Source organism: Exiguobacterium sp. s149 (genome assembly GCF_018618395.1).
Classification (GTDB): domain Bacteria; phylum Bacillota; class Bacilli; order Exiguobacteriales; family Exiguobacteriaceae; genus Exiguobacterium; species Exiguobacterium chiriqhucha.
Genome location: NZ_JACSLZ010000005.1, coordinates 77,175 through 93,046, shown reverse-complemented (window position 1 = coordinate 93,046; position 15,872 = coordinate 77,175). Strand labels below are relative to the sequence as shown.

Below are 15,872 nucleotides of genomic sequence, written 5' to 3'. Positions count from 1 at the left end.
ATGTTATGAGTTGGACGAAGGCAGAGCGTTATCGCTCGTTACGTGACGTGAGTGCCCTCGAGATGGAGACGCTCCGCACAAAGACGGCGGCTTCCCCGTGGCGGTTCGGATACCACATCCAACCGCCGACGGGACTCCTGAACGACCCGAACGGATTCACATATTACAACGGGGAATATCACATGTTTTATCAGTGGTTCCCTCTCGGACCGGTACACGGTCTCAAGCATTGGTATCATGTCACATCACCCGACCTCGTCAAGTGGACGGACCGCGGGGTAGCGTTAGTCCCGGAGACGACCGAAGATTCACACGGTGCCTATTCAGGCAGCGGGTTCGTGAAGGACGGAGAACTCCACGTCATGTACACCGGCAATCATCGGACGGATGACTGGACGCGTCACGCCTCGCAAGTAATCGGTGTGTTACGAGATGGGAAGATTGAGCGACGTAACGTCGCGATCCCGGACGTTCCGGCCGGGTACACCGAACACTTCCGTGACCCGAAAGTGTGGATCGAGGACGGTATCTATTACGCCGTCGTCGGCGCACAACGCACGGACGAGACAGGATGCGTCGTGTTGTATCGCTCAAGCGACTTGGACGAGTGGACGTTCCTTGGTGAGATTGAGACGGGACTCGATTCGTTCGGCTACATGTGGGAATGTCCTGACGTGTTCGAACTGAACGGGCAGCATGTCCTCGTCTTCTCGCCGCAAGGGATTGAACCGGATGGGCATCGCTATCACAACATCTATCAGTCCGGATTCTTGATCGGCAAGCTCGACCTTAAAACGTTGACGTTCATACACGGCGCGTTCGAGGAGCTCGATTTCGGTTTCGATTTTTACGCTCCACAGACGACAGAACAGGACGGACGTCGCGTTCTCGTCGGTTGGATGGGACTCCCGGAAATCGAGTATCCGACGGACCGGTTCGGCTGGGCCCACGCCTTGACGTTACCGCGTGTGCTCACAATCGAGGACGGATCGCTCAAGCAGCGTCCGGTAACGGAGATGACAACGCTTCGCCAAGACACATTCCTCGATGAGTCTGGAACGTCAATCAGCGTCGCGACACCGGAACGGTACGAGCTGGAGCTGAAAACGGACGGCTTAGACTTCAGCCTCGACTTGCTTCAAGTCGGAGACGAGTCGCTCGTCATCCGTTACGACGCGTCGGCGGGCGAATTGACAATCGACCGGACGAATGCCGGCGAGCCGTTCGCGACCGAGTATGGCACGACACGGACGAAAGCGATTGCCGTGACGTCGCTCCATGTGTTCGTCGACTCGTCGAGTGTCGAGTGCTTCGTCAATGACGGTGAAGCGGTCGCTACGCTTCGCGTCTTCCCGAGCGAGCTCGAGAAACAGTTGCGCTACGAAGGCGCGACTGCGAGCCTGACCGGTTGGACGTATCAATAAGGAAAAGCTGAGCTTCGGCTCGGCTTTTTTGTTTCCCATTAAATTGAGCACTATATGCTATTCTGAGAATAGGTAATAAATTACATATGATAAAGGGGATGGTTTACGTGTGGATGATTTTGGGATTACTGGCGATTGGGGCGACACTGGTCAATTTATATACGTTCAGCGTCGGGAAAGATTACAAGCTGCCGATGGCGATTGCGTTGTCCTTGACAGCATTGACAGTATGCGCGGATTACAGCTATTTATCTGTCTGGGTCGAAGCGGAGGATTGGAGTGCGTTGGCGGATGTCATACCAGGTATGGGACGGGCATTATGGGTTCTCACCAGCATCTCAATCATCTTGAACCTGTTGCCGATTTTCTTAGAGAGATCGCGAAGACAGGCATGAGTGATTCGATGTCAAAAATTGTGAAACCTTTCGTCCGGATTTTCGTAAAAGATGACTATCAACGCGAATGGGGTGGAGGGAATGAAACGAAATCGAGCCATTATGACAGTGGCTTCGGCGATGTTCAAGGCTTTCATAGAGCCGGAGGAAAGTGAATTGGATAGAGAAGAAATGATTCAAGCGCGAGTCGCCCAGTCGTCAGGGATCGGTTCGTTCAATGAGACGGATTTCATCATGTTCAATGGAATCGAGAAAGTGAGACCGTTTGCGGACATGTTGCGGAATGCAGATGAGGCGCTCGAAGATTCCATTCACGGGGAACCTGACTTTGACCTGGAACTTCATTGGAAGGGCGGCGTGATGGCACAGTATCAGCTTTGGCTCGGTCAGAAACAGCAACCGAGCTATTTGATGGACGTGACCCATCCACACTTTATCTATCGCGTGTCGGGAGACACGACGAATCAGTTGATTCAAGTGCTTGGGGTGGATGAGTGACCGACTGACGTGTGATGTGAAACTTTACCTGCTTGATTTGCGTATATCAACCATATACAGACAGAGGGAGTCTATTTTATGAAACAACGTCATATATCAGTTCTTGGTCTGACTGTATTAACACTTACTTTGACCGGCTGTGGCTCGAACGATTTCCGGACGGATGGGATGGAAGAGGTCCGTGTCTCGGAATCGGATGGATTCTCAAGTTTTCAGGAGAGTGACATCGTGACGTTCGACGAACCTGAAGCGATTCAAGTATTCGAGAACATGCTTCGTGAGGCAGACGAAATTCCAGGTGTTGCCAATGTGGTCGGACCGGAATACGATATCGAAATCCGGTTCGAAGATGGGGAGACGGACCGCTATTACCTGTGGCTCAATGATGATCCGAAATCGGACAGCAGCCTTTACGACGCGGACGACACGAACATTGGTTACCGCCTGCCCGCTGACGTGACAGAGGAATTGATTGGGCTCCTCGAGTCAGGTGACTAAAAAAGACGCCTTGCTGGCGTCTTACGAGTTGAAGCGGATAAAGCGTTCAATTCGTTGCTCACTCTTTCGCGCTTGACGCCCGATCCAAATCAAATGGCCGGGGCTGTTCAAGATGGTGAGCTGGGCATGCGGGATGAGTCGCTTCGCATGATGCGCGTGTCGGACCGGCACGGCCTTGTCATTTTTGGAGTGGACGATATACGTCGGGCACGTCACCCCGAGCAGCGCTTCATCGGTCACTTGTTGCCGCAAGTCGAACTGGGCACCGAGACCGAACGCCATTTGGTTCGCGACCCGTTTCAATAAGAAGATATCGTACGGGGTCACTTCGTCACGAATGACATCGAGTGCGAGCAGGCTCGTCGATTGAATCATGCGGGCTGTCGCTTCGAACGGCTGTTTTTGAATCGCCCGGAGGACGAACTTTCTCATCGCGAACTGTAGTGCGATGAACGCCGGTTGGGCGACGTTACGGCTGACGTAGTGCCGATACGGGAAGTCGACGACACTCGTCACTGCGGCCGCGAGCGTGAGACTGAGCGCATGCTCATTCTGCGACGCGAGCTCGATGGCGGTTGGTCCCCCGGCCGAGATGCCGTACACGTGATACTGATTTATGGCCATGACTTCCATCATGCGACGCAAGCTAGCGGCGAACGCTTGCGGTGAGGCTGAAAATGAGTACGGAGTCTCACCGTAGCCGGGACGGGATGGGACAATGACCCGGAAACCGGACACGACGAGCCGGTCCACATGGTATGGTTCGAGGCTTGACGACTGGGTCCCATGAATCAGGATGATGACCGGACCGTGACCACGGTCCATATATTCGATTTTCGTGCCGTTGACGTGCGCGTAATGTTTCAAAACGGAATGGCCTCCTTAAACCGATTGTAATGGAAAATAACTTTATTTCATGGAAATAACATGCTAATGTCTGTTTATACATATTATACATAGAGAAGTGAAAGGGGATTAAACCGTGAACAACCGAGAACGGTTACTCGAGGTGAGACGGTTTTTCGAACGCCACACAGATGACAATCATCCAAAGACGTTAGAAGACTTGCTCGAATATTTATCTACTATCGGAGATACTTCTAAGTTAGCAAAAAAATCAGTGAAAGACGACATCCAAGCATTGACCGATTCGGGGTTCGAGGTGCAGGATGAGCTCGAGAAGAACGGCCTTGCCAAAAAGTATTGGCATTCGGCCCGCCTCTTCGAAATCCATGAGCTCCGGATGATGGTCGACGCCATCGTCGCGGCCAAGTTCATCTCGGAAGACGTGACGGAGCGCATCGTCGAGAAGCTCCAAAAACTGACGAGCATTCCGGAAGCGGAGACGCTCCAGTCGATTATCAAGACACCGAAGAAGAAACACGGCCAGATTCCATACCATATCGACCGTATCCAGCGCGCGATTCAAGAGCAGAAGGCAATCTCGTTCCAATACACGGACGTCGTCGGCTTTGACGCCACGAAGCGGACGTTCCCGCTCCGTCGGGATGGTGAACGTTACGTCGTCAATCCGATTGACCTGCACTGGAACCATGAGCAGTACTATTTGATCGGCATCGATGAATCAATCGGGGAAATCCGAAACTATCGCGTCGACCGGATCGTCAACTCAGAAATCGTCGAGGACGATCAACCGCGCATGAAACATCATTTGCCGGACGACTATTTCCAAAAGTCGTTCAACATGTATAACGGGCTCGACGAGGAAATCGTCATCGCCGTCGACGAGCGGGTCCTCCCGGTCATCTTCGACAAGCTCGGCGAAGACGTATCGATCACGCAAGACGGGGACCGCTTCCTCATCCGTTTTGACGCGGCCGTATCCGACGGCTTCGTCTATTGGCTGTTGTCACTCGGCACCCAAGTCGAGGTAGTTGAACCCGTTACGCTCCGTGATCATATGCGAGAGACAATCGTAGCGATGGCAGACCGTTATGACAAAGCGAGCATTCACTGAAACGATTGAAATGAAGGTGTGATATACTGCTTGCGACACTTGTAGAAGGGGGACAGGCGGATGTTGAATTGGATGCCTTTAATCATTCCGATTGTCGCTGTCATTTTTGTCGCCGTCGTCGCACGACGCGCTATGAAAATGGATCAAGAGAAATAAGCAAAGAACGGACATCCGCCTCAGCATGAGGGGGATGTCTTTTCCATCATCAAAAGGAGGAGACCGTTGGATACGATTACACATACGCTATTCGGTTTGACGCTCTACGGAGCAGCCGATAAGCGTGAGCTACAGAAAAACGAAAAACGGGCCTTGTTCGTCACGACGCTCGTCGGGAGCCAAATCCCGGACAGCGACGTAATCTCGCGCCTATGGGACACGGAAGGCATGTATCAGATGTGGCACCGCGGCATCACCCATTCGATTTTCCTCGTGCCATTGTTCGCATTGCTGATCTACATACTCGTGCGTCTCTTGTTCAAGGTGACCGATGTCCGTTATTTCTGGTGGGCGCTATTGTCCGTGTTCATCCATAATACGGCAGACCTGTTCAATGCCTGGGGAACGGGTTACTTCGAACCGTTATCGGATGTCCGGGTCACTTTCGGCGTCATCCCGATCGTTGACTTCGTCTATTGGGGCATCTTCCTCGTCGCCTGGCTGATTGCACGTCGAACGGACGTCAGGCACACGGTGTATCGCTACGCCTGGGCAGCGATTGTCGTGCACGTCCTGATTCAAAGTGCGCAAGGCGCGTATTTGTATCAGTCGTATGCATCCGATCACGACGAGGTGGCGCTGTCGGCCTCGTTCATCTCGACCCAGTTCACCGTCATCACGAAGACCGATGAGTCGGTGTCGATTTACAGCGACTCGGTCTATCAAGAACCACAACTCCAGTATGAGTTGACGAGTGCGGATGATGCCGATTTGAATCCGCTCTTCGCCGAGAATAAAGAAGCGATCACGCTCAAACAGTGGTCCCCATTCGTTGTCGTCGTCGAGGATGGCGAGCGGCTCGGCTTATACGACCCGCGCTTCTTTGATGGCGAGTCGTCATTCCTTTATGAATACATCGAATTGTAGGTGATTCCGTGCGACGTCTCCGGTATTTATTCATTTTCGGTTACGAACAGGCACTAAGTTGTATCTTCCCGGTCGCCATCTTCGGGGCACTCGCGTTGACGAAATGGTTCGACTTTCCGATTCCGCGTTATGACGTGCTCTTCATCTGGTGTCTGTTCGTCCAAGTCGTGCTCGTCAAGACCGGGCTTGAGACGATGGAAGAGGTGAAGGTCATCAGTTGGTTCCACGTCATCGGGCTCGGTCTCGAGCTGTTCAAAGTCCAGATGGGGTCATGGAGCTATCCGGACGAGGCGTTGACGAAATGGTTTGGCGTCCCGCTCTATGCAGGGTTCATGTATGCGAGCGTCGGCAGCTACGTCGTCCAATCGTGGCGTCGCCTCGATTTGGAATTTCTCAAGATGCCACCGCCGCTCATCGCGTTCGGCCTGGGAATCGCCATCTATTTCAACTTCTTTTGGCACCACATTTGGCTCGATTTGCGCTGGGTGTTGATCGGGCTCGTCTTTCTCGTCTTCGGCCGGGCCATCGTCACGTACCGGCTCGACGACCGTCGTTTCACGATGCCCGTCGTCGTCGCCTTCTTTTTGATTGCCTGCTTCATCTGGTTCGCGGAAAATATCGTCACGTTCTACAATGGTTGGGCGTATCCGAATCAGCTGAGCGGCTGGGCGCTCGTCGACCTCGGCAAGTTGTCGTCGTGGTTCCTACTCGTCATCATCAGCATCTTGCTCGTGGCGTGGCAGAAACGAAGACAGGAGCTCTCATGAAAAACGTGTGCAACCGTCGTTGGCTGCACACGTTTTTTAGGTCGTTGGTTGTTTGGAGCGGGCGACCATATGGACGATGAACACATAGAGCGGGAACGTGAATGTGAGCGCGATGATGAACAGCCCGACGGCCGGACTAGGCCATGCCGCTTCACTAGGGGCAGGGATGATGCGTGTCCAGACATAAGTGAACAGCGCCAAATAGGGGAGCCATAACACGTATAGGGAGAGGTTCCATGGGGAAGGGGCGAGTTGCCTGATTCGTTTGACGATGAGCCGCGTGAACAAGACGAGTGAAGCAAGACCGATAGCGGTGATGAACATCATATAAATATTACCCATTATCAAATAGAGCCGTCCGCTGTTGGCGAGCAGTTGAATGTTCAATAATAGCAGAACCGCGAGGAAAATGGAGATAGATTGTAACTTGAGGAAGTGGGCCATATAGGACTCCTTAATCTGATAGGATGATGAAACATTATTCGGCAATGTTCGTATAATATGAAAGAGGTGATCAGGTTGGCACAATTAATTGCGTTTTGGTTTGTCGGATTCATATGTGTGCTTTCGACATTTGTATATATGTCACAATGGCGGAGCGAGCGCAAATTGATGAAATTGCTAGGAGCTATATTCAGCATATGCATCGCAATCATTTGTTTTATGATTGCCATACCTGATACATATGATCGCGCGCTTGGCCGTTATGAGACAGAAACTGGGAGTTGCTATGTCGTTGACAATCAGTCGAAACAAGGCGGCGTGACGCTCTGGTTTGAAGAGGAATCTTACGATTTTCCGGACATACCGGAGGACGTTGCATATGGACCAGGCACGTTGTTTGATTGTACCGTCACGTTGACGAAAGTGAATTCGACTGGAGTTGACTATGTGTCGAAGTCGAAAGATGGCGATACGCTCTTTTCAACATACTAAAGTATTCTTCTGATTAGAAGGATATTTTTTTATGGTTTTTCTGCCATTCATCCTATGAATTTAATTATTAATTGAAATTTACTTTTCCGATAAAGCAATAAGGTGAGTCCAGCGGAAGTCGTCAAGTTTTAAAGAACGCTGATTTTCATTTAGAAACTATTTAATCAAGAGACAATTTAGATTTCTGAAATTTTCGGAATATTGTTTTTATTCATAAATGATTATGATAAAATCATAACAGTGCAAATGGGGAAATTTTACTTCGGGATGAAGGATATGCTTTATTTTGGAAGCGTTTTTTTGGATTTTATAGTTTATGGTTTATAAGCAAGTTCGAAACGGTTATGAGATTGTACTTGTTTTTTGAAAGGAGAGAATCGGATGGATTGGATTGCTCAAAAATCGGCTCAGTTTTTCATCACGCTATTTGTATTGATTGCGATCAGTGCCTTGCCGTCACTCGTCGTGCAACTCGAGTTCGTGCCATCAAATTACTGGAATGGGATTCAACAACAATTCAGTCAGTTGGCGAAACTCGATGAGATTACATACTACAACGTCACCGCACAACGCGAGTTACCGTTATTGCCAGACCTCGCCCCGCTCATGAAAGAGACGGTCATCATCTTTATGACGTCACTCATCGTCTCGGTCGGGTTCGCCCTTCTGTACGCCTATTTCTTTTATCGGAGCGGAAAGCGCGTGCGCACGGTGCTCCAGCAAACGAGCCAGACGCTCGAGATGATCCCGGATTTGTTTTGGCTCATCTTCTCGCAATTTCTTGCCATCACGATTTATAAGAAGACAGGGTTCGATCGAATTGAAGTCGCAGGTGGGTTCGCCGAATACATACGCTTTTTGCCGATTGTGACGTTGACGCTCACGATTCTGTTCTTCTTCCTCAAGTGGTTGACGAAACATATCCTCGAGGAGGAGGTGTCGTTGTTTCTCGAACTGGCCCGGGCCAAAGGCGTCCGACCGGCCGCCCTGTTCTGGAGACATTTGCTCCCGAATTTGGTGTACCGCTTCTACCTCTTTTTCCGCTCGAACTTGATCACGGTGCTCTCGAGTCTGTTGATTATCGAGTATTTGTTCAACGTGCAAGGGATTTTCCGGTTCGCCGTCTATAATCCGGTCATGCCGATCCTGCTCGTTATCTTGTTGGTCGTCTATATCCCGATTTTCATATTGGATTTAGTAGCGGAATGGCTCATCCCGAACGCCTGGAAAGGAGGGATTTGATGCGACGCACGTTACTGCGGGACCCGATTTTCATCATCGGGTTCGTCATTTTTGCCAGCTTGCTGTTACTCAGTATCGGGAATACCGTATTCCGCGATGGCCAAGTCGACCAATTTTTGAACCGTTACTCCGACGAAGGTCGGTTGATTGGCATTCCACCGCTTGAACCGTCGAAAGATCAATGGCTCGGTACCGACCGGGCCGGCAACGACTTGTTCCAGATGATGATCGAAGGCTTTAAGTGGACGGTCGGTATTTGTGCGACCGTTGCGCTCGGACGGATGGCGTTCGGCCTATTGATCGGGATTCCCCTCGCTTTTCGCGGGGCGCGCGTGAACCGAATCTTCAAAATGGTGTTAGATGGTTTTTTGATTCTACCCATCTCTTTGTTGGCCATGATGATGCTGTTCCCGTCCTTTTTCTTCGCAGACTCAACCATGGTGCCACCGCTATTGGACCGCGTGACGCTGCAGTTGACGGTGTTCGTGGCGCTCGGATTGCCTGCTGTCACACTCTATTTGATTACCGAGGTCCGGCAGTTGCTCAAACAAGAGTTTATGATCGTCGCCGAGACGTTAGGCGGCAGTGTGTGGCACCGGACAAGGAAACACTTATGGCCGCACCTCGTTCCGACGTTGGTCATCGTCTTCATGCAACAGTTCGTGCAAACACTCATGTTGCTCATTCATCTGTCGTTGTTCGGCGTCTTTTTCGGAGGCACCGTCTTCCTGTTTGAAGGGGTCCGACCGACGCTGTTTGAATGGTCGTCGATGTTCGGTTTTTATTTCACGCAGTTCACAGCGACGACATGGATGACGAACCATATGTTCCTCGTTCCGGCTCTCGGCCTGTCACTGCTCGTCTTCCTCAGCAACTTGCTGACGAGCCGCCTCGAGCGGGCGTTCCGATTACGACGCCAAGAGGCGGTCGTCACGGAAGAGACGATGTCTCAAACGGAGGCGGCGGCCGCGTCGCTCGCGGATCCGTTCACACTCGTTCATACAAATCATTCGACTCAATTCAAAAAACCGCCTTCTTCTATTTAGTTAGATTGGAGAAGGGGTTCATCGAACGCAAATCGAATGAAAGTGATGTAAAGGATAGTTGGATGTCATCCAGTGTCGACGTAAAAGCGTTTAGAAACAATTCATTTCAAAGGAGATCATTAGATGGAATCAAATACAGTGACGGTGTCATCAATTATTGAAGCACCTATCGACAAAGTATGGCGACTTTGGACGGACCCTGAACACATCAAACAGTGGAATCATGCATCCGAAGATTGGCATACGACGGAAGCTGAAAATGACTTGAGAGCCGGAGGAAATTTTCGAAGTCGGATGGAGGCGAAAGACAAGAGTATGGCCTTCGATTTTGAAGGTGTGTATGATGAGGTTCAAATTAATCACCTCATTCAATATCGCCTCGAAGACGACCGTAAAGTAAGCATTTCATTTGTTTCAGAAGGTGAGCAGACTAAAATCGTTGAAACTTTCGATGCGGAATCGATGAATCCGCTCGAGTTACAGCGCCAAGGCTGGCAGGCAATCCTCGATAGTTTCGCAAAGTACGTTAGAGAAAATTAATACGAAAGACACTTTGTATACATGTTAGCATCGACATATACACAGAGTGTCTATTCTTTATTATTTATGAGCCAATTATTGGATGGATTGTATCATTTTCTATTTGGTCGGGAGACTTTACGATTCAGTGCAACCAGAAATGGAGGTAGGAGACGATAAAGATCAAGACGTTCACACTCATGTTTATCATCGTCTATGTAGTGATAAGCCTTCCCGCAATGTTAGGAATTGGCTATGTGATTGATTGGATACCGGAAGCGAGTCTGTCCCAAAAACTAAAGGGATATGTGATTGAAGGATTGACGAATGGATTTCAGCTTAAGATTGCAATCTCAGCGATAGCCAGTCTGGTGCTAATCTTCTTGCTGTCGAGACGTAGAGCCAATCAGTCGCTTCGATAGACATCAAGAGATACTTGCGTTTGTTGTGGGATTTCTTCAAGGTGCTTCTCCTTCGTGTCAGTCGTCAATCACATTTTCTCCGGCTTGCCGCAGGTTCTCAAGTGAGGCCAGCATATGCGCGATTACATCGTCCGGGTGGCGTTCCCACGCACTGAGCTCGGCCACGACTTTGAGCGGGGCTTTCGACCGGTACGACCGGGTCGGGTTGCCAGGGAAGCGTTTGTCCGTCAAGTTCGGGTCGTTCTCGAAGTCACCCATCGGTTCGACGAGATAGATACGCTCACGAGCCTCACCGCTCGCCAGTTCGGCACCCCATTTGGCGGCGTCGAGGGAGGCCGTGAAATAGATGTAGTTCGACTGCTTGTCTTGATAGTTCGAGCGTCGCTTCGGTTCAAGCAAATCCCCCAGCTTCAGTTCGGCTTTTGTGCCGTGGAAAAACGGGCCGGGGTCGAGCGGTCTCATGTCATCAGTCATGCTTCATCTCTCCTTCAGTCAGGTTGTCTTCACAGTATAGTGGATGAATTTAGGAGAAGACAGTCTGTTTTTGGCTCGTAAATCACGATATAATAAAGACGGGAAGAGCGTTCGGCTCTTCCTTTTTCGTTACATAGAAATCAAAGTTGTTTACGGAACGAATAACTCGTGATGGCGTAGTCCATCTTATCTGTATAAAAACGGTGCGCCTCGGTTCGAGCGAGTCCTGACTCGAGGGCGATGTATTTGGCACCAAGGTCGCGGGCGTATTCGTGGACGAAGTGAAGCAACATCTCGCCGTATCCGTTCGAGCGATGGTTCGCGCACGTCACGAGGTCGTAAATGAAGACGTGCTTCTCGAGATAGAGATTGACACGTACCTCGATCCCCGCGAGTGAGACGATGGTATCGTCGGCGTATAACGCATACAGTTCATAGCCTTGCGGTCGCATAGCGGCGACGAGCTCGCGATAGGCCTCGAGCGTCAGGTCGGTGCGCAGTTGGTTCATGACAAGGAACGAGTCATCGAGTTCGCGTGACGACTCGATTGGTTTGATGGAATAGATGGTCGATGGAATGGGAATCATGCCTCCTTGAGGGGATATTGTATGTAGATTTCGCTCTCGTCAGTCAGGATTCCTTTCCTTACTTATAAACGGACAGAAGGGACAGATAGATCGTGAAACATGCGTTAGTGATTGGCGGCAGCGGGATGCTGGCGGGGACGGTCCTTTGGTTGGCAGAGGTTGGGTATCACGTGTCCATCATCGGACGGGATGCCGAGAACATGAGTCGATTGACCGAGCAATCGCCGGGTCGGCTGTTTGCCGTATTGGTCGACTATCGGGACGACTTGCGTCTGAAGGAGGCACTGCGACGTTCGATGGCGATTCATGGAGATTTCGACCTGGTCGTTGCCTGGATTCATTCTGACGCAGCTGACGCCTTGCCGTGTGTGTTGTCAGTACTGCGCGGGGGCACGGACGTGTTCCATGTTCTCGGGAGCCGCTCCAACTCAAGCGATGTGAGAAACGGTCTGACAATCCCTGAAGACGTCCGTTATCACCAAGTGCAACTCGGCTATCAGGTCGAGAAGGGGGAGCGCCGTTGGTTGACGCATGAAGAGATTGCCGGAGGCGTGGTCGAGGCAGTTCAAGAGAAGAAACCTCTTTATTCAGTCGGGTTTACTTCGAAGTGAGACGATTGATTCTAAACAAAACAAATGAGAGAAGGATGTGCGGTACAAATGAGGATTCTGATCGGTCAACCCCAAATGGAGCAACACCTAGAACAATTCATTCAAGATATCAACGCGAACCCTACGGTCGACTTGATTCTGTATCCAGAGGGTTATTGTCAGGTCACACATCTGGACGAGGTCAAACAGCTTGCGAAGCGATTCCAGAAATCTGTCGTGATGGGCTATCGGAACGAGCAGAACGTGGACCGCGCCCTCATCATCAACAAGCGAGGGGAGACGTTGTTGGACCGTGCCAAGACACCGGAAACGATGCCGCTGTTCATGCCGTCAACCATCGAGGACGACGGTCACCGATACGGGTATGTGCTCTGCCGAGAAATTTTCATGGGGCTGGACGGACTCAAATCGGAAGAAGACATCCAACTCATCTTCAATCCAATCGGCGTCGGCATGTTCAGCGAAGAGCAATATGCGGACTGGTCTGACGAAGCGAAGAAAATCGCGATGCAACAACGCTTCATCATTCTCGGGACGAGCCACGCCGACAGGTCGTACCGAAACTGTGGATTTTCGATTCCGATGGCGTATTGCTTTGATAAGACGGGTGAACCCGTATTCCTCTCGAAAAACGATACGCGTACGCGGATTGTCGATACGGAAGCGAAGACCGTCGTCGTGCTTGAAGATTCGCTCCCATGTCACTGACTCAAACGATTCAAACGACCGGTGTGTCTGCGTTGAAAGCCGTGTTCTTTGATTTGGATGGCACGCTGCTGAACCGGGATGAATCCGTGCGTCGGTTCATCCATGACCAGTATGCAAGACTGAAGGGACATCTGACCGGCATCGAAGAACGAGATTATGTCACGCGCTTCATCGAACTCGACCAGCACGGCTATCGATGGAAAGACGCGGTGTATGACCAGTTGATTCAGGAGTTTGAGATTAGCGGAATCACTCGACAAGAACTGCTCGATGACTATGTGAACCAGTTTCAGCATTTCTGCGTCGCGTTCCCGAATCTAAAACCGATGCTAAGCGCCTTGAAAGCGCGTGGGCTTCGGCTCGGCATCATCACGAACGGGTTTGGCGAACTCCAAATGAAGTCGATCCATGGTCTAGGCATCCGCGATTATTTCGATTGTGTGCTCGTCTCTGAATGGGAAGGCATGAAAAAACCAGACCCCGCGCTGTTTCAACGGGCGCTCGAACGATTAGACGTTACAGCAGGAACTGCTATGTATGTCGGGGACCATGCGCTCCATGACATCCAAGCCGCCAAGCGAGTCGGCATGCGGACGGTTTGGAAACGGAATGACCGCTGGGCGGAGTCCGAAGCAGACGCCGATGAATCGATTGATGATTTGTCCGAATTGATCATGATGCGATGAATCTATCGTTAGGAGAGGAAGGTGCGTTATGCCGCTTGATGTAGCATATATCGAGGAGCGGATGAAACATCATCGCGTTCCGGGTTGTAGTATCGCCTGGCTTGAACATGGGCAACTGACGGAATCCAAACAGTTCGGTACGGTATCGGCGGGGAACGGTCGACCGGTGACGGCGGACACGCGCTTCAATGCCTGTTCGATGAGCAAGTTTTTGACCGGTGTCCTCGTTCTGAAGTTGGTTGAAACAGGACGGTTAGCGTTAGATGTCCCCGTGAATGACCGGCTCGTCTCGTGGCAACTCACAGATGTTGCCTCAAAACGTAGCGAGGTGACGTTGCGTCAAGTATTGCGTCATGAGTCCGGAATTGTCGATGCGACGGACAGTTTCGGAGAGCTTGATGTCACCTTCGGACGACCTTCGATGACCGCTTTGTTGAACGGAGACACGCTGTATCACGACGGACCGGTTCATGTGACGGGTGAGCCGGGCCAAGCGTTTCACTATTCGGACGCCGGGTTCTGTCTGATTCAACTATTGATTGAGGACGTCATGGAGCGTCCGTTTGCGAATGTGATCCGTGACGAACTGTTCATCCCGCTCCGTATGCATGCGAGTGGATATGACTTCGAGGTGGAAGGTGTGGCGTTTTCGAGCGGACACGACAAGCACGGTCATTCCGTCGCCCCCATCATCCCGCACTATCCGTATCCAGCGGCGGCCGGGCTCTGGACGACGACTGAGGATTTGACGCGCGTTGTCATCGAACTGATGGATGCGGTGAAAGGGAACGGTCGCGAACTGTCTCCTCGAGCGGTAAAAGACATGCTGTCTGCTTCGTCTTTAAACCCTTTCGTCGGACTCGGCGTCTTTTTGGATGGGGAACAGGAGCTGCGCGAACTGTCCTCGCTCGGCTGGGGGATTGGTTTTCAAAGCATGCTCGTGGCATACCCGTACATAGGCAAAGCAATGATCATCATGACGAATGCAGAGTTAGGGGTGCACCAAATGGATGGTCTGATTGGGGATATATATCGCGCGACATTCAACTGATTGCGGACATGTTCGCAATGATTTCGTCGACGACCGTGTTGCTATTTTCTCGATTCACATCATAAAACGTATCCTCATGCTTCAACGACACGTGTTCACCGCTTTGGAGCTCGTACTGTTCGAGTAACGGACGAATCCGGTCATGGACGACGCGGGTGGCCTCTAGGGACGTATGTGGATAGATGATGGCGAACGTGTCTAGGGCGATGCGGTATTTATGATCTGTTCGTCTCGTGGCCAGGTGGAGCTCGTCGCTGAAGTAATTCAAGAACCATTCATACTCGGTCCGTCCAAACCGTTCCTCGAACTGTCTCAACTCAGGAATCTGAATGAACGACACCGTGAAGGCGTCACCGTGGCGAATGAGGCGATCGCGCTCTGCAGTCAAGTCCATCCGAAACCGTTCGGCGTTATCGAGCCACGTCTCAGGGTCGACGGCCACGAGCTGTCGTGCCCGTTCCTCTAACTCGAGCCGTGATAGCTGCACGTTCTTCACGAGTTGATGGACGAGGCCGGACAAAATGGACATGACGAGTAGCAGAACTGTAAAACTGATGCCTCTGCCGTTGAAAAACTGAACGTTTCCTGCTTCATAGATGGACGCGAACCATCGGAAATAGATGAATAAAAAGAGGAGGAGCGTGACAGACAGGGTCAGCCCGACACGCATCCCGAAGATGAGGGAAGATAAGACGATGGCGGGTAAAATCAAGTAGCCGAGAAGCCCGGTGTTACTCTCAAGCAAAAGGACGGTGTACGCCATCGTGCCGACAACCATACAAGCGATGAGCCCGAACAAATAAATCGAGTCATTGGTCCATTGCTTCATGTTCATCCCTCCATTTGTTTCGAATCGGCTCGCCATGAGCCACCTCCTCAATTACCCGCTATATGTGGGGAATAACCAATCAAAGATGTCCGTCACCTTCATTATAGAACATCGATGG

The 15,872-nt window shown here is 51.1% G+C and carries 20 protein-coding genes; 15 read left to right on the top strand and 5 right to left on the bottom strand.

The genetic code is table 11. The features are described from left to right. The first annotated feature begins 5 nt into the window (after positions 1 to 5). The 4 genes from KNP81_RS08715 (at position 6) to KNP81_RS08700 (ending at position 2,815) form a co-directional block, all read left to right on the top strand. Complete coding sequence (locus KNP81_RS08715; protein ID WP_214719648.1) at positions 6 to 1,424, top strand: sucrose-6-phosphate hydrolase; 1,419 nt, start codon at positions 6 to 8, stop codon at positions 1,422 to 1,424. A gap of 107 nt (positions 1,425 to 1,531) precedes the next feature. Further along, complete coding sequence (locus tag KNP81_RS08710) at positions 1,532 to 1,819, top strand: hypothetical protein (protein WP_214719647.1); 288 nt, start codon at positions 1,532 to 1,534, stop codon at positions 1,817 to 1,819. Positions 1,820 to 1,900: 81 nt separating this feature from the next. Continuing rightward, the gene (locus KNP81_RS08705; RefSeq protein WP_214719646.1) at positions 1,901 to 2,317 is read left to right on the top strand and encodes a YhfM domain-containing protein; all 417 of its coding nucleotides are present in this window, start codon (positions 1,901 to 1,903) and stop codon (positions 2,315 to 2,317) included. A 78-nt stretch (positions 2,318 to 2,395) separates the two neighbouring features. Next, positions 2,396 to 2,815, top strand: a complete 420-nt coding sequence (locus KNP81_RS08700) for a YhfM domain-containing protein (protein WP_214719645.1) — start codon at positions 2,396 to 2,398, stop codon at positions 2,813 to 2,815. A 21-nt stretch (positions 2,816 to 2,836) separates the two neighbouring features. Here the strand turns inward: KNP81_RS08700 and KNP81_RS08695 are convergent, their stop codons facing one another. Next, positions 2,837 to 3,682, bottom strand: a complete 846-nt coding sequence (locus KNP81_RS08695) for an alpha/beta fold hydrolase (protein ID WP_214719644.1) — start codon at positions 3,680 to 3,682, stop codon at positions 2,837 to 2,839. A 115-nt stretch (positions 3,683 to 3,797) separates the two neighbouring features. Here KNP81_RS08695 and KNP81_RS08690 point away from each other — a divergent pair, with 115 nt between their 5' ends. The 3 genes from KNP81_RS08690 (at position 3,798) to KNP81_RS08680 (ending at position 6,643) form a co-directional block, all read left to right on the top strand. Then, on the top strand, positions 3,798 to 4,793 hold the full coding sequence (locus KNP81_RS08690) for a helix-turn-helix transcriptional regulator (protein ID WP_214719643.1): 996 nt from the start codon (positions 3,798 to 3,800) through the stop codon (positions 4,791 to 4,793). A 222-nt stretch (positions 4,794 to 5,015) separates the two neighbouring features. Continuing rightward, the gene (locus KNP81_RS08685) at positions 5,016 to 5,876 is read left to right on the top strand and encodes a metal-dependent hydrolase (protein WP_214719642.1); all 861 of its coding nucleotides are present in this window, start codon (positions 5,016 to 5,018) and stop codon (positions 5,874 to 5,876) included. Between the two features lie 8 nt (positions 5,877 to 5,884). Next, positions 5,885 to 6,643, top strand: coding sequence for a DUF817 domain-containing protein (locus tag KNP81_RS08680; protein WP_214719641.1), 759 nt, complete (start codon positions 5,885 to 5,887; stop codon positions 6,641 to 6,643). A gap of 36 nt (positions 6,644 to 6,679) precedes the next feature. Here KNP81_RS08680 and KNP81_RS08675 read toward each other — a convergent pair whose 3' ends face one another. Further along, positions 6,680 to 7,087 (bottom strand): hypothetical protein, encoded by a 408-nt coding sequence (locus KNP81_RS08675; protein ID WP_214719640.1) that lies wholly within the window; start codon positions 7,085 to 7,087, stop codon positions 6,680 to 6,682. Between the two features lie 75 nt (positions 7,088 to 7,162). Here KNP81_RS08675 and KNP81_RS08670 point away from each other — a divergent pair, with 75 nt between their 5' ends. The 4 genes from KNP81_RS08670 (at position 7,163) to KNP81_RS08655 (ending at position 10,407) form a co-directional block, all read left to right on the top strand. Further along, positions 7,163 to 7,579 (top strand): hypothetical protein, encoded by a 417-nt coding sequence (locus tag KNP81_RS08670; protein ID WP_214719639.1) that lies wholly within the window; start codon positions 7,163 to 7,165, stop codon positions 7,577 to 7,579. A gap of 381 nt (positions 7,580 to 7,960) precedes the next feature. Next, positions 7,961 to 8,821 (top strand): ABC transporter permease subunit, encoded by an 861-nt coding sequence (locus KNP81_RS08665; RefSeq protein WP_214719638.1) that lies wholly within the window; start codon positions 7,961 to 7,963, stop codon positions 8,819 to 8,821. Next, entirely contained in the window at positions 8,821 to 9,867 is a 1,047-nt protein-coding gene (locus KNP81_RS08660; RefSeq protein ID WP_214719637.1) for an ABC transporter permease, read from the top strand. Before KNP81_RS08665 ends, KNP81_RS08660 begins: the two co-directional genes overlap by 1 nt. Before the next feature lie 123 nt (positions 9,868 to 9,990). Then, positions 9,991 to 10,407, top strand: a complete 417-nt coding sequence (locus tag KNP81_RS08655) for an SRPBCC family protein (RefSeq protein ID WP_214719636.1) — start codon at positions 9,991 to 9,993, stop codon at positions 10,405 to 10,407. A 458-nt stretch (positions 10,408 to 10,865) separates the two neighbouring features. On the opposite strand, the gene arr is transcribed toward KNP81_RS08655, so the two are convergent. Next, complete coding sequence (arr, locus tag KNP81_RS08650) at positions 10,866 to 11,282, bottom strand: NAD(+)--rifampin ADP-ribosyltransferase (protein ID WP_214719635.1); 417 nt, start codon at positions 11,280 to 11,282, stop codon at positions 10,866 to 10,868. Positions 11,283 to 11,422: 140 nt separating this feature from the next. Then, positions 11,423 to 11,869, bottom strand: coding sequence for a GNAT family N-acetyltransferase (locus KNP81_RS08645; protein WP_251128930.1), 447 nt, complete (start codon positions 11,867 to 11,869; stop codon positions 11,423 to 11,425). A gap of 92 nt (positions 11,870 to 11,961) precedes the next feature. On the opposite strand from KNP81_RS08645, the gene KNP81_RS08640 reads away from it, so the two are divergent. Genes KNP81_RS08640 through KNP81_RS08625 form a run of 4 tightly spaced genes read left to right on the top strand, consistent with a single transcriptional unit; the run spans position 11,962 to position 14,925 of the window. Beyond that, complete coding sequence (locus KNP81_RS08640) at positions 11,962 to 12,480, top strand: Rossmann-fold NAD(P)-binding domain-containing protein (RefSeq protein WP_214719634.1); 519 nt, start codon at positions 11,962 to 11,964, stop codon at positions 12,478 to 12,480. Positions 12,481 to 12,528: 48 nt separating this feature from the next. Continuing rightward, complete coding sequence (locus tag KNP81_RS08635) at positions 12,529 to 13,188, top strand: hypothetical protein (protein WP_214719633.1); 660 nt, start codon at positions 12,529 to 12,531, stop codon at positions 13,186 to 13,188. Then, complete coding sequence (locus KNP81_RS08630) at positions 13,179 to 13,874, top strand: HAD family hydrolase (protein ID WP_214719632.1); 696 nt, start codon at positions 13,179 to 13,181, stop codon at positions 13,872 to 13,874. Before KNP81_RS08635 ends, KNP81_RS08630 begins: the two co-directional genes overlap by 10 nt. Positions 13,875 to 13,902: 28 nt before the next feature. Next, positions 13,903 to 14,925: a serine hydrolase domain-containing protein gene (locus KNP81_RS08625; protein ID WP_214719631.1), complete on the top strand. Its 1,023-nt coding sequence runs from the start codon at positions 13,903 to 13,905 to the stop codon at positions 14,923 to 14,925. On the opposite strand, the gene KNP81_RS08620 is transcribed toward KNP81_RS08625, so the two are convergent. Then, positions 14,918 to 15,754, bottom strand: coding sequence for a GGDEF domain-containing protein (locus KNP81_RS08620; RefSeq protein ID WP_214719630.1), 837 nt, complete (start codon positions 15,752 to 15,754; stop codon positions 14,918 to 14,920). The two genes, KNP81_RS08625 and KNP81_RS08620, sit on opposite strands and share 8 nt — an antisense overlap. Positions 15,755 to 15,872 lie beyond the last annotated feature (118 nt).

Bases quoted from the DNA above. Each gene is read 5' to 3' on its own strand.
- KNP81_RS08715 (WP_214719648.1), top strand. From the start codon at position 6: ATGAGTTGGACGAAGGCAGAGCGTTATCGCTCGTTACGTGACGTGAGT.
- KNP81_RS08705 (WP_214719646.1), top strand. From the start codon at position 1,901: ATGAAACGAAATCGAGCCATTATGACAGTGGCTTCGGCGATGTTCAAG.
- KNP81_RS08700 (WP_214719645.1), top strand. From the start codon at position 2,396: ATGAAACAACGTCATATATCAGTTCTTGGTCTGACTGTATTAACACTT.
- KNP81_RS08675 (WP_214719640.1), bottom strand. From the start codon at position 7,087: ATGGCCCACTTCCTCAAGTTACAATCTATCTCCATTTTCCTCGCGGTT.
- KNP81_RS08665 (WP_214719638.1), top strand. From the start codon at position 7,961: ATGGATTGGATTGCTCAAAAATCGGCTCAGTTTTTCATCACGCTATTT.
- KNP81_RS08660 (WP_214719637.1), top strand. From the start codon at position 8,821: ATGCGACGCACGTTACTGCGGGACCCGATTTTCATCATCGGGTTCGTC.
- KNP81_RS08655 (WP_214719636.1), top strand. From the start codon at position 9,991: ATGGAATCAAATACAGTGACGGTGTCATCAATTATTGAAGCACCTATC.
- arr (WP_214719635.1), bottom strand. From the start codon at position 11,282: ATGACTGATGACATGAGACCGCTCGACCCCGGCCCGTTTTTCCACGGC.
- KNP81_RS08645 (WP_251128930.1), bottom strand. From the start codon at position 11,869: ATGATTCCCATTCCATCGACCATCTATTCCATCAAACCAATCGAGTCG.
- KNP81_RS08635 (WP_214719633.1), top strand. From the start codon at position 12,529: ATGAGGATTCTGATCGGTCAACCCCAAATGGAGCAACACCTAGAACAA.
- KNP81_RS08630 (WP_214719632.1), top strand. From the start codon at position 13,179: ATGTCACTGACTCAAACGATTCAAACGACCGGTGTGTCTGCGTTGAAA.
- KNP81_RS08625 (WP_214719631.1), top strand. From the start codon at position 13,903: ATGCCGCTTGATGTAGCATATATCGAGGAGCGGATGAAACATCATCGC.
- KNP81_RS08620 (WP_214719630.1), bottom strand. From the start codon at position 15,754: ATGAAGCAATGGACCAATGACTCGATTTATTTGTTCGGGCTCATCGCT.